Source organism: Candidatus Latescibacterota bacterium (assembly GCA_020633725.1).
GTDB lineage: Bacteria > Krumholzibacteriota > Krumholzibacteriia > JACNKJ01 > JACNKJ01 > VGXI01.
In genome coordinates this window covers 589,720-602,381 of the sequence record JACKDC010000002.1, presented here as the reverse complement: position 1 = coordinate 602,381, position 12,662 = coordinate 589,720, and the positions used below count along the sequence as shown (strand labels likewise).

General features: G+C 71.5%; 11 protein-coding genes. 3 read left to right on the top strand and 8 right to left on the bottom strand.

Translation table 11 applies throughout. From position 1 onward, the window contains the following. Window positions 1-2: 2 nt before the first annotated feature. The 8 genes from H6693_07070 to H6693_07035 form a co-directional block, all read right to left on the bottom strand. A complete protein-coding gene (locus H6693_07070) occupies window positions 3-1,691 on the bottom strand; it encodes a hypothetical protein (GenBank protein ID MCB9515941.1) in 1,689 nt (562 codons plus the stop codon). Between the two features lie 105 nt (window positions 1,692-1,796). Next, window positions 1,797-3,335, bottom strand: a complete 1,539-nt coding sequence (locus H6693_07065) for a hypothetical protein (GenBank protein ID MCB9515940.1) — start codon at window positions 3,333-3,335, stop codon at window positions 1,797-1,799. Window positions 3,336-3,374: 39 nt separating this feature from the next. Continuing rightward, on the bottom strand, window positions 3,375-4,793 hold the full coding sequence (locus H6693_07060; protein ID MCB9515939.1) for a malonyl-CoA decarboxylase: 1,419 nt from the start codon (window positions 4,791-4,793) through the stop codon (window positions 3,375-3,377). Window positions 4,794-4,936: 143 nt separating this feature from the next. Next, complete coding sequence (locus H6693_07055) at window positions 4,937-5,329, bottom strand: hypothetical protein (protein MCB9515938.1); 393 nt, start codon at window positions 5,327-5,329, stop codon at window positions 4,937-4,939. Window positions 5,330-5,575: 246 nt separating this feature from the next. Then, a complete protein-coding gene (locus H6693_07050; protein MCB9515937.1) occupies window positions 5,576-5,914 on the bottom strand; it encodes an HU family DNA-binding protein in 339 nt (112 codons plus the stop codon). A 163-nt stretch (window positions 5,915-6,077) separates the two neighbouring features. After that, window positions 6,078-8,750 (bottom strand): hypothetical protein, encoded by a 2,673-nt coding sequence (locus tag H6693_07045; protein MCB9515936.1) that lies wholly within the window; start codon window positions 8,748-8,750, stop codon window positions 6,078-6,080. A gap of 203 nt (window positions 8,751-8,953) precedes the next feature. Then, window positions 8,954-9,829 (bottom strand): hypothetical protein, encoded by an 876-nt coding sequence (locus H6693_07040; protein MCB9515935.1) that lies wholly within the window; start codon window positions 9,827-9,829, stop codon window positions 8,954-8,956. 12 nt (window positions 9,830-9,841) lie between these two features. After that, entirely contained in the window at window positions 9,842-10,045 is a 204-nt protein-coding gene (locus tag H6693_07035; protein MCB9515934.1) for a DUF1573 domain-containing protein, read from the bottom strand. Between the two features lie 129 nt (window positions 10,046-10,174). Between H6693_07035 and H6693_07030 the strand changes: the two genes are divergently transcribed. From H6693_07030 to H6693_07020, 3 genes are all read left to right on the top strand, one after another. After that, window positions 10,175-10,990 carry a sigma-70 family RNA polymerase sigma factor gene (locus H6693_07030; GenBank protein MCB9515933.1) on the top strand — a complete coding sequence of 272 codons (816 nt, stop codon included), beginning with the start codon at window positions 10,175-10,177 and terminating at the stop codon, window positions 10,988-10,990. A gap of 121 nt (window positions 10,991-11,111) precedes the next feature. Continuing rightward, window positions 11,112-11,876 carry a hypothetical protein gene (locus H6693_07025; protein MCB9515932.1) on the top strand — a complete coding sequence of 255 codons (765 nt, stop codon included), beginning with the start codon at window positions 11,112-11,114 and terminating at the stop codon, window positions 11,874-11,876. Between the two features lie 129 nt (window positions 11,877-12,005). Next, window positions 12,006-12,641 carry a hypothetical protein gene (locus H6693_07020; protein MCB9515931.1) on the top strand — a complete coding sequence of 212 codons (636 nt, stop codon included), beginning with the start codon at window positions 12,006-12,008 and terminating at the stop codon, window positions 12,639-12,641. The last annotated feature ends 21 nt before the right edge of the window (window positions 12,642-12,662 follow it).

Genomic DNA, 12,662 nt, shown 5'->3' with positions numbered 1-12,662 from the left:
GGTCACTTGAGCAGGAGCATGCGACGGGTCCGCTGCCAGCCGTCGCCGCACAGGCGATACAGGTAGAGGCCCGAGGCCTGGGCGCGACCCTGGCCGTCCGCGCCGTTCCAGGTGAGCGCGTGGCCGCCCTCCGGCAGTTCGCCGGCGAAGAGCGTGTCCACGTGGCGTCCGGCCGCGTCGAGGATCTCCACCGTCACGCGCATGGCGCGGGGCAGGCTGAAGCTGATCTTCGTGGCGGGATTGAAGGGATTCGGGTAGTTGGCCGCGAGCAGCACGCCGGCCCCGGGCGCCGTCTCCACCGCCGTGGCCGTGCTCAGCGGCAGCACGAAGCCGCCCTCCAGCACCGCGCGATCGCCGCGCTCCGGGCTTTCCAGCGCCTGCTCGAGCCCGGCCACGTCCAGCGGCAGCGGCATCGTCTGGAGCTGGATCGGCTGCCGCGCGTCGGGCAGGTTGACGTCCGCCGTGAAGTAGGCGCGCAGCGCGCCCTCGCCGTCGCGATCGCCAAGGGTCAGGCTGCTGATGCCCGTGAAGTCGGTGAGGACGGCGGTGGAGTCCACCACGCCGTCGCCGTCCCAGTCGACGGCGTCGCCCTCGCGCAGGACCAGCTCGCCGTTCACGATCAGCGCCTCGACGTTGACCGCGTCCACGTCGAGGTCCCAGATCACGGCCCAGTCGCCGTCCTCGTTGAGATAGCCGCCCTCGATGGCGCCGTTGACCACGTAGCCGTCCACCAGGTCGCCTTCGCGCAGGACGATCTCGCCGTCCACCATGACGAACTCGTCCACGGTGATCGCCGCGTCGGTGTCGCCGGTGACGAACCAGTGGCCGTCCTCGGTGACGCCGCAGAAGTCGAAGGCCGCCCAGTGCTCGCCGGCCAGGCCGCCGATCGCCGCGGGCACCACGCCGCCCTCGACGACGAACTCACCGCCCGCGGTGAGGGCGGTTCCGTCCATCACCATGTGCAGATCGCCGGTGGTCACGGTGTTGAGGGTGAGCGGGCTGATCCAGTGCGACGCCATCGCCGAGAAGCGGTAGTCGAAGTCGAAGCCGTTGGCGGTGACGGCCAGGTCGACGCCGCCGATGATGTCGCCGCTTTCGAGCACGGCGGTGGCGTCCGTGCCGAGGTAGAGGCCGCGGAACTGGGTCGAGCCGCCCTGGACGGCGGTGTAGCCGCCCTCCCAGTAGGGACGGCCGTCGGCGGTGCAGCCGGGCCGGCTGCCGAAGCTCCAGTAGTAGACCGGATTCGGCGGATAGACGGCCTCTTCAATCATGCACACAGTGTCATTTAGCCACACCGCGTCAAGGCCCGTGCCGCCGCCCACGTTGTCGTTGCAGATCGGGCTGTAGGCCGCCTCGCCGGCGTTGCCGATGCCGAAGAAGCTCTCGAAGGACGTCTGCGTGTAGTCGCCGTAGGTCCCCTCGCTGAAGAGCAGGCCGCCCAGGCCGCCGTCGGCCGAGCCCCAGATCCGGCTGAGGGTCTCGGTGCCGTCGGTGCTGTTGATGCCGAAGGCGTAGCCGCCCGCGTGGTTCACGGCCGAATTGCCGATGGACGACACCGTCTCGCCGACGGGTCCGCCGGGCAGGCCGCCGCCTTCGACGAGGAGCGCCGAGGCGACCTGTGCGGCCGCCGGCGCGGCGGCGATGGTCAGGATGGCCAGGAAGAGGGTGGAAATGCTTGGAAAGCGATGCATGGTCGGACCTCCCGTGGGGCGTGTGGGTTCGGTCCCGCCATGGGGCGCGGGGTAACGCTGCGTCTTCGAGTATAGCGGAGCCGACGCGCGATGCCCACCCGGGGGTCAGCGCAGGAGCGTGATTCTGCAGACCGCCTGCGTGCCGCCGGCGCTGGCCCGCAGCAGATAGACGCCCGAGGCCAGGTCAGCCGGCAGCGCGAGGCGGTGCGTCGCACCGGGGGCGAGCGCCGCGCCGAGCACGGCGCGGCGGCGGCCGGTCACGTCGAAGAGCTCCACCGTGGCGCCGTCGGCGTCCGTGACGTCCGCGCCGAGGGCCAGGAGCACGGCCTGCCCGGGCCGCAGCGGATTCGGGCCGACGATCCTCAGCCCGTCCGACGGCAGGTCGGGCACGGCGGTCAGCGTGGGCACGAGCGCGAGATCCACCTGCCGCCAGCCGCCGGTCACGTTGGGCACCTGCTGCGTCTGCGTCTCGTAGCCCGGGCAGCTCGCCTGCACCGTGAAGCTGCCCGTCTTCGTCAGGCGTTCGTACTTGCCGAAGGCGGCGTCCGTGAGGTGCGGACCCAGCTCGGCGCCGGAGTACTGGAGGATCTCCACCTGCGCCACCAGGGGATTCCCGGTGACGGCATCGGTCACCCGGCCGCGGATGCCGGGGCCGTTCATGGCGCGGTCGATGAGCGCGTAGCTCCCCCGCGCCACCCGCGTCGCGATGGTGTCCACCGTGGCGCCGGTCCACCAGCAGTGGTCGGAGATCTCCATCACGAAGGTGAGGATGCCCGTTTCGCCGTAGATCCAGTTCTGCTCCTTGGGCAGCGAGTCGTAGCCGAAGATCGAGCCGAAGGGCTGCCCCGTGTGCGTGAGCGTGGCCGCCGCCCACTGGCTGGCGACGTCGCGGGCGACGGGCTCGTCGGGGCTGTAGCCCCAGCCGTGCGTGCTGAGCCAGGGCCAGAAGACCTCGTTGTCCCAGACGATCGTCACCGGCGAGTGATAGTCCACCACCACGAGGGGGCGGCGCGTCAGCACGAAGTCGCGCAGCGCCGTGGCCTCGGGCTCGGAGAAGGGGAAGGGTCCCTTGTACTCGAGGTGGGCGGGGTCGGTCTCGTCGGACTCGTCCCAGTACCAGTCCCAGTTGCGATTGGTGTCGACGCCATCGTCGGGGTAGTCCACCTGGTCGTTGCCGTTGTTGTCGCGCAGGGTCTTGCGCCAGTCGGCCCAGCTGGGGCCGCCGCCGAAGACGTAGCGATGGCCGTCCACGTTGAAGATGGGCATGAACCACAGCTCGAGGCTGTCCACCCGGGCGCGCATGCCGGGGTTGAGCGCGTAGCCCTGCAGCAGCGCGGCCATGGCGTCCATGATCGCGCCCGTGCCGTTGCACTCGTTGGCGTGCTGGGCGGCGTGGAAGAGGAGCGCGGGCTCGGGCTCGTCCGTCTGCGCGTGGTCGGAGATGCGCGCGAGCGGAATGGCCTCGCCCTGGCCGCTCAGCCCCAGACTGCCCGCCTGGAAGATGTCGGGGTAGTCCACGGACCACTGCTGGAACTGGGCGACGACGTCGTCGAGGCGCCAGTAGCGCGGGTCGGGCTCCTCCGCCCGCGCGGCCCCCGCCAGGGCGAGGGCAGCAAGCAGGGCTGCGATGCGGCGCTTGCTCATGCGTACTCCCCGGTGCTCCACCGCCGGAAGCATAACATCTCAGCGCTTGTGCAGGCGACGCAGATCGGGCCCGACGGCCACCTCCCCCTCGCCCTCGAAGCGCTCGTGGTTCTGCTCCATCTCGCCAAGACGATAGGCGTAGTTGACCATGAGCCCGGCCGCCCGCTCGAGGCCGGCCGGCGAGCGGTTGCCCAGCCAGTTCAGGCGCTCCACCCGCGCGCCGTTGCCCAGGTGGAAACGCGCCACCGGATCCAGCGGCCCCCGTCCCCGCTTCTCGCGCACGAGGTACTGCGCGCCGAGACGAAGCAGGGGCTCGCGCAGGCGCTGGGCGCGGGCGGCGTCCTCCACCCAGGCGCCCGCGCGGAGCGCGGTGGCGAGCGCCTGGGGACTGCCCCCGGCGGCGCCGGCGTCCTCGAGCAACGACGCGGCCGTTTCCGCGCCCAGCAGGGCGTCGAGCCGCGAGCGCTCCAGGCCCTCGAGCCAGCGGCAGAAGCCGGGGAGCGGCGAGAGCGTCGCGAACTGGCGCAGGCGCGGGAAGCGCGCGCGCAGGTCGTCCACCACCGCCTTGATGAGGAAGCCCCCGAAGCTGATCCCCCGCAGCCCGCGCTGCGTGTTCGAGATGGAGTAGAAGATGGCCGTGTCCGCGGCCTCGGTGGGCACGGCGGGAGCGTCCTCGTCGAGCAGGGCCTGGACGTCGTCGGCCATGCCTTCCACGAGCGCGACCTCCACGAAGATCAGCGGTTCGCCGGGCATGTGGTGATGGAAGAAGGCGTAGCAGCAGCGGTCGGTCTCGAGGCGGTTGCGCAGGTCGTCCCAGGACTCGATCTCGTGGACGGCCTCGTAGGCCATGAGCTTCTCCAGCAGGGCGGCGGGCGACTGCCAGTCGATGCGGCGCAGCTCGAGGAAGCCCGGATCGAACCAGGAGGCGAGCAGGCGCTGCAGCTCGCGGTCCAGGCTGCGGAGGGCGGGATCGTCGCCGGCGACGCCGAGCAGGTCCGCGCGCAGGTCCACGAGGAACTTCGTGCCCGCGGGCAGCGCGTTGAACTGCGTGAGCAGGCGCAGGCGTGGGGTGACGAGCGCGTCGCGCAGACGCTCCTCGGCCAGCAGGCGATCGGGACCCGCGGCCGTCTGCAGCGTGCCCACGGCCTCGTCCAGCGCGCGGCCGTCGACGCCGTAGTCCACGGCGAGCAGGCGCAGGAAGCGCTCGCGCCCCGCGGGGCTGAGGGCGAGGTAGTCCGTCCCCAGCTCGGCGGCGCGGCGCCGCGCGGACACCTCGCCTCCTCTGGCGGACAGGCAGGCGTCGATGCGCCCGCGCAGGCGCTCCCGGTCGGCGTCGGGCAGGTCCGGGGCCAGCGGGCGCTCCCCGCGCCGCCAGCCCGCCGGCTGCGCGTCGCGCCAGAGGCGCCGGAGGTTCTGCAGGGTGCGGCCGAGGAAGGAGTCGCGGGGCGCGTCAGGCATGAGGAGCTCGATTCGAGTGTGGCGACGCGAGAGGTGCCACCAGCGTGGCGGACGGCGCGACCCAGGTCAAGACCTGCCGCGACGGGCACGAAAAAGGCCCCGGCCATGGGAGCCGGGGCCTCGCAGCGAAGGGACGGATCGGACTAGTAAAGGGCCTTCACGTTGCCCCAGGTCGACTCCTCGGTGGCGGTCGTGTCACGCACGTGGACGACGCCCGTCATGCCCATCGCCTCGTGAGGGCGGCAGAAGTAGGGCACGTCGCCGGGGCTGTTGAAGGTGTAGCTGACCACGGTGTTCGACCCGTTCAGGGGCTCGTCGAACATGTTGCCGGCGTCGGGATCCGCGGCGCCGGTGCCGTTGGTGACGGTGTGCGAGAGCGAGCTCCAGTGCCACTCCACCGTGTCGCCGACCTGGATCGTGACCTCGGCGGGCGACCACGCGGTGTTCACCTGGTTGATGACCACGGTGTCAGCAAGAGCGAGGGCCGGCAGCGCCAGAAGCGCGGCGACGGCGAGGAGCTTGAGCGTTGATTTCATGACTTCTCCCGTTTGCTGTGGCGCCGCAGGCTGGCGGCGCCGGTTCCGGTATCGAGCGCCCATGATACCAGAAACCCCACGGCGCAGCAATTGGGTATTCCAGGGAAGCGTACACGTCTTTCGGGTTGGCTTGTCTTTAATTATCATTGCGCCGGTGAAACGTGCGCAAACACGAAGACCCCCGACCTGGGCCGGGGGTCTGACAGCATGGCGGTCGCTGTGGGACAGTGCGCAGCCGTGCGTCGGCTAGAGCATGTCCTTCACGGCCTTCAGCGGGCGGATGCGCACGGTGCGCGACGCGGGCTTGGCCTTCTGCGGCACCATCTCGCCGGTGAAGGGGTTGCGGATCATCTTGCCGCCCTTGACCGCGGGCTTCTTGACCAGCGTCATCTTCATGAGGCCGAGCATGTTGAAGGTGCCGTGCTTCTTGACGGACTTGACCATCACGTCGGTGAGCGCATCGCAGACCAGAACGACGTCCTTGCGCGTGAAGCCGGTCTTCTCGGCAATCGTGCGGTAGACCTCGTTCTTCGTCGGCGGCTTGACGGCGGCCGCCGTCTTCTTCGCTGCTTTCTTGACTGCCATCGCGTTTTCTCCTTGGCGTTTCGCGGAAGGAATGAAGCTTCCGGGTCGGCGCGATGATAGCGACCCTGGCCGGTTTGGGAAGGAGAAATCGGCTCCTGCAGCCACTTTTTGGCGGTTTTTGGGAGCGACGGGCCGGCGCGCGCCGGCCCGTCATCCCCTCGGCTCAGCGGAGCAGGGTCAGCTTCGCGGTCTCGTCGACCCCCGCTGCCCGCAGCCTCACGAAGTAGATGCCCGAGGGCAGCTCGCGGCCGCCGTCGGATCGCCCGTCCCAGTGCAGCTCCTGGCCCCCCGCGGGCAGCACGCCCGGGTCCAGCGTGGCCACGCGCGCGCCGCGCAGATCGTAGATGCCGACGCTCGGCCGCGTGGCCGACGGCAGCGCGAAACGGATCTGCACCGACGGATTCGCGGGGTTCGGGTAGACGGCCAGCTGCCGGCGGGCGGCGGGCAGATCCTCGACGCCGGTGCTCTCACCGGCGTAGCGAAGCTGCAGGCGGTAGGCCGTGGCCGCGCTCGCGTCGAAGACGGAGGCCAGGTAGACGGTGTTCCCCGCCGCGTCCGCCGCGATCGCCGGATCCAGCGTGGTCGCCTGCGCGCTGCCGAGAACGGGCAGACCCTCCGGAGCTTCCACGGGCTCGCCGGTGGCGGCGACCCAGCCGCGGTAGACCTGCAGCCGGCCGTCGAGGTGATTCACCTGGCCGCGGTCGTCGCTGAATGCGGTGACGAAGCGCTGGCCATCCCAGGCCGCGTGGCCGTCGGTCTGGCTGCCGGCAACGTCCGTGAGCTGGACGCCGGCGCCGTCCAGGAAGGTGAGGCCGGCAGCCGCGAGGCGGCGGCCGTAGAGGTCCAGGTTGTCCGCGCCGGCGCGGGGATCCTGCCACAGCACGAGCGCCGTGTCGCCGCTGGCCACCGCCGGACGCAAGGGCGCGATGCCGTCGCCGCTGGGTGTGATCGGCAGCGGACCGGCCACGGTTCCCGCGGGCGCCACGAGCGCCCCGTGGATCTCGCTGCCGTCCTGCTGACCCAGCGTTTCCCAGGCCGCCAGCCAGTAGTCGCCGCCCAGCGCGCCGACGCTCACGTGTGCCGTCGCCGCGTTCTCGAGGACGAGAGGCGGTGCGTCGAGCAGGTCGCCGCCCGCGCCATCCACGCGCGTCGCGACGGCGCCGGCGGCGCCGGCGGCGCTCACGAGGAAGAGGCCGTCCATGCCGGACACGGCGGGATCGCGTCCGGGGAAGAGCCCGATCGGCGTGCCGTCCAGCGGAGCGCCGTCCGCCCCCACGCGAAGCGCGCGCACCTCGCCCGACTCCGCATCGCCCCAGGCGACGAGGAAGCGCGTCCCGTCGAAGGCCACGGCCGGCGGTCCGACCGCGTCCTGGGCGATCTCCATGGGCTCGCCCATGAGCGCGTTGCCGCGCAGGTCCAGCAGCTGGGCCTTCACGCGGCTGTCGCCCGAGAGTTCGCTGAGGAAGACGAGCAGCGCGGTCTGATCGCCCTGGGCGAGCGACGCCCCGCGCTGGGCCGGCGCGGCGAGGCCCACGCAGGCGTCGGCGCCGAGCGAGAGGTCGGCGTTCACGCGGGCCGAGAAGACGTCGTAAGGCGTCGCGCCGCCGCCGCGGTTCTCCGACCAGAGGGCCTGGAGGCCGCCGTCGGCCTCGGCCAGCGCGGGGCTCGGCAGGGTCGGGAAGGCCACGCCGCCCGGGTCGAGCACGCTGCCGTCGGCGGCGACGCGCGCGAGACGCGTCTCGCCCTCGGGCCAGCCGACGACCCACTGGCCGCCGTCCCAGGCCACCAGCGGCGAGTCGTCGAACTTGTGGGCGAGCGTGTTCGAGATGGCGACGCCGTCGCCGTCCAGCGAGCTGCCGGCCGTGCTGATCCGGGCGCCGAGGACCTGGCTGCTGTCGTCGCCGTAGTTCCAGTGCTGCCAGGTCACGTAGAACTCGCTGCCGTTGGAGGCCACGTCGGGATTGCTGTAGTAGAGGTCGTCGGCCCAGCTCGTCCCCACCATCTCGAGGGGATAGCTGTCCAGGGTCTGCAGGTTGCCGTTCAAGCGCAGGCCGTAGATGCCGTAGTTCCAGCTGTCGAAGTAGCCCTCGAAGACCACCAGGTAGACGCCGTTCGCGTACGCCATGCCCGTGTGCCAGAAGAACGAGCAGCAGGACGGCGAGTAGAGGTAGGACGGCGCGTTGAGGATCGCGCCCGCGCCCGTGACGCGCTTGCCCACGAGCCGCTCCTTGGTGCCGAGGCCCTGGATGTAGGTCTGCTGGAAGACCAGGGCCCAGTCGCTGCCGTCGCTGGCGGCGCCGCGGAAGTCGTCCTCCACGCCGCCCTCGTCCCAGAGCAGCATGGGCGCGGCGTCGAGCAGCGTGCCGTCGGCCGCCACGCGCACGCCCTCGACGAAGTGGCGCTCGTACTGGGCGTAGGGTTCGGTGCCGGTCCACAGCACGAGCCAGGCGCTGCCGTTCCACACGGCGCGGGGATCGTACTGGTCGGCGAAGGCATGCGTGAGGACGAGCGGCGTGCTGTCGATGAGCTGGCCGTCCGCGTCGAGGCGGGCGGCGTAGATGTCGCGCCCGGTGCCGCCGTCGCCGCTGGCGTCGCCGAGGCTGCTGCGGGCGTCGGCCCAGACGGCGAGAAAGCCGGAGCCGCCGGGCGCGATCGCGGGGTCGGTCTGGTCGCCGGCGGCGGGGCCGACGAGCAGATCGCCGGGCAGCCCGTGCGCGGGCTCGGGGGCGGGCGGCGCGGCGGCCGCGGCCAACGTGGCGGATCCCAGCGCAAGCGCAAGCGCGACCAGCGCGGCGCGCGCGGGCAAAGACTGCAATCTGGACAATGAATGCTTCATGTGTGGGCACCTCCAAGGGCGGTGCGGGAGAGCGGCGGCGCGCGTGGCGCGGAGCAGGGGCTCCCGCGGGCGACGGGCAAGTGGCGGATGGACCCCAGTGGGTCCGCAGATCACTACGAGAGGAGTCGATGTCCGTGACAGACGCGAGGGAGAGGGGATGACCTCAGCCTTACCGCGTTCGAGCGCCCTGTCAATCGGTCGGATCAGCGCTCGCGTCCGCCACGCCCCTGCCGGCCCATTCGCACCTGCACGACCACGGCCACCTCGGGGAGGTCGGCGCGGTCGGTCGTGACGCGCAGCAGGGCCGAGTGCACGCCGCCGGGCATGTCGGGGAGTAGGGTCAGCAGGATGTCGTAGGCCTCGCCCTCCTCGACCGTCTGCACCTCCGCGCGCAGATGCGGGTCGTTCACGGCGGCGGCGACGACGTGGAAGGGCGGGCCGCTGAGCCGCCGCAGCGGGACCGTGGTCTCGTCGCCCAGGCCTTCGAAGGGACTCTCGAGCTCGACGCGCTCGGGATAGCTCAGCCCCCCCGTGAGCGTGCCCTTCACGAAGATCTCCACTTCGGGCAGCTCGGGATTGCTGGCGCGCACGCGCACGGCCGCGCCCAGCGGCCCCGGCCCCCGCTCCGGGCGCAGGCAGAGGGTGACGAGCCAGGCGGAGGCGTCGTCGGGGTCGCGCGCGTAGCTGGCGTCGAGCGCGGGCGGCTCCGCGCGACCGCCTGCCGCGCTGCCGGGCTCGCCCCGGCCGGCGGCGCCGGCGTCCACGGCGACCTCCGCGATCTCGAGCGTCTCGTCGCGCAGCGGTCGCAGACGCACCACCGCGCAGGTGTCGCTGCCCGCGGGCAGGCGGCCCAGGTCCACCACCCGGGGCTCGACGTCGAGCCGCGGCTTGATGTCCGCCGTCAGCACCAGGCGCAGCTTGGACTGCCGCGGCGCGTTGGTCTCCAGCGTGAAGACCCGGGACCACTGCCCGAAGCCGGTGGGTGTCACCGTGATCTGGGCGAGACCGCTGTCGCCGGGAGCCAGGGTGATGGGCTCGGTGCTCCAGTCGGGGTCGCCGTCCGCCGCGCTGACCAGCACGGCCGAACAGGCTCACCCGCCCTTGGCGAGCAGCGGCGTGCTCCCGCCGTTGCGGAAGCGGAAGACATGGCGCAGCGCCTCGCCCTCCCACACCTCGCCGAAGTCGTGGGTGCTTTCCTCCAGCACGGCGCGGGGGGCGTCCACGGGCGCTTCCGCGCGCGCGACCCGCGGCAGCGAGGCCAGAAGCAGCAACAGGAATGCGATGCGACGCGACATGCCCGCAAGACTAGTGAGCGCGCCCGCCGCGCGTCAAGCGGCGCGATCGGCGCTTGAAAAGCGATCCCGGCGCTGTCGAAGGGGCGTTGGCAGGTTCCTCCCCGACAGCTCGCCCACGGAGACACCGGCATGCACTCGCCCGGCGCCCAGGACGACCATCGACTCGCCCAGCAGGTGGCGGACGGCTCCCTGGCGGCCTGGCACACCTTCGTGGAGCGCTACACGGGGCTGCTTCAGCACACGCTTCGCCACATCCTGCGGGACGACGAGGAGGTGGCCACGGTCTACGTCGCCGTGCTGGAACGGCTCTACCGCGGACAGATCGGCCAGTACCGGGGCGACTCGAGGCTGTCGACCTGGCTGGTGCTCGTGGCGCGGAGCGCGGCGCTGGACCGCCTGCGCCATCGACAGGGGCGGCGGCAGGAGCCGGCGCAGCTCGCCCGCATGGACGAGAGCGCGCGCGAGCTCTACCGGATGCACTTCGACGAGGGACTGAGTCTCGAGGCGATCCGGCACCGGCTGCGCGCGGAGGGGCGGCCCGTCGAGACCCTGGAGGAAGAGCTGGGCGCCCTGTTGCAGGCCCTGAGCCCGTCCCGTCGGCGACGTCTCGACTACGCGCTGCAGGCGCGCGCCGGCGCCGCGCCCTCGGGGCGCGCGCTGGAGTACCACGACGAGCAGCGCCTGGAGAACCGCAACCGGATGCACGCCATGAGTCCGGACGAGATCCTCGCCCGGAAGGAGGAGCGCGTGGAGTTCGGTCGGCTTCGCGCCGCCCTGGACTCGCTGGCGCCCGAGGACCGCCGCATCCTGGCTCTGCGCTTCGCCCGCGGCCTCAGCGCACGGCAGATCGCGGCGGAGCTGGGGCTGCAGAGCACGCGGCGCGCGTTCACGCGACTGAGCACGGCGCTGCGGCGGATGCGACGCGCCCTTGAAACGAGCCTCTGACAGGTGTCAACTGGATGAAGAATCGGTAAACGGGACGTTACTGACGTCTACCATATCGAGTCATCGAACCGGGGGGATCGCGCACGCTGCGGCGCGCGCGAGGACGACAGCGGGGCCACGCATGCATCACCCACATCTGGACCTGGAGACGCTCGCGCGCCTGGCGGAGGGCGGGACCGACGGTCTGTCGCAGGAGGACTGGCGGCATCTGTCCGCGTGCGAGGAGTGCCACGCGGCCTACGTCGAGGCGCAGCGGATCGTGGCGGACTGGGAAGGCGCCGCGCCCGCGCCGGTGGATCCCGCGCTGCTCGAGCGCGGGCTGGCGGTGCATCCGAAGCACCGCATCGACGGGCGCGTCGTTCGCCGCTTGTCGCGCGCGCTGAGCTTCGCGACGGGCGGCCTGGCGGTCGCGGCGGCGTTGGTCTGCATGGCCCTGCTCCCGCCCCGCCCCATCGGCGCGGGGCCCGCGTTCCGCGGAAACGAGCCGGCGCGCTTCCAGCATCCGGTGGAGGGCGAGGTGCTCGATGCCGGGAGCGTCCACCTGCACTGGAGCGCGGTACCCGGGGCGAGCGCCTACAGGGTGCAGTTGCGGGACGGGCAGGGCGAGGTCGTCTACGAAGGGCGCAGCGAGGGGCGCTCGCTCAGCGTTCCCTCCGAGGCACTCGGCAGTTCGGGAAGGTATCGGGCGCTGCTGTCCACCGAGCCACGGGACCTGCTGCTGCCCGGGAGCGTGAGCGTGGCGTTCCGCACCGGGAGCCTCGGCGCGCGCGCGCTGCACCAGTTCCGCTGGGCCGAACGATGGATCCTGGCGCTGGCCGTCGCCGGGCTACTGCTCGCGCTGACCGGCCTGCTGCGCGCGCGCCGCGTCGCAGAAATGCGATCTTGAAATGCCGCCGGGCCGGTGTCGAACCAGTGAGTGAAGTTGCTCGCTACCCCGTGCTATCCTAACCCATGGACGATTGGACCGGGACGCCCCGGACTACGCGCCCCAGCCCAAGTGATGCAGGAGTGACGAATGAAGCAGAAACACCTGATCCTCTTGATGGCCATGGCCGCCCTTCTGCTCTACGGCTGCAGCGTCGACCGCAGCGACTTGGCAGGCCCCGCGGATGGCTCCGACTCGCCGGTCGCCTTCAACCTCGGCAACGACTTCGACTGGCTCGATTTTCTCGACGGGCTCGAGTACGACTCGATCGTGGGAACGGTCCAGCCGGGGCAGGGCGTGGTCATGTTCGCCGACCTGCCCTCGTGGCCGCGCAACTGCACCTTCGGCCTCAACGTGCCGCCGACGGCCCTGCCTGAGGGCGGCAACCCGGTCGACTTCACGATGCGGATCCCCACCTACGACGCCTACCGGCAGAATCCCGAGATCATGAGCCGCGTGCTCGTGCGGCTTGGGCCTGACGGCGAGACGTTCCAGGATTCGCTGACCGTCTACACGACGTGGATGCCCTGGGAGCCCTTCCCCAGCGAGGACCCGCTGGAGTACTTCTACCACATCTACGGCGAAGGCGGAGAGATCGGGGAAGGCGATATCGGCACGCCCACGGTGACCTACTTCGCGGGCATCAACCGCTATCAGATTTCCTTCAAGGTCCTGCACTTCTCGGACTGGGACATCAAGCCGGATCCCGATCCGCCCACGCCCTAGTCGAGGACCCCGCGCATCGCG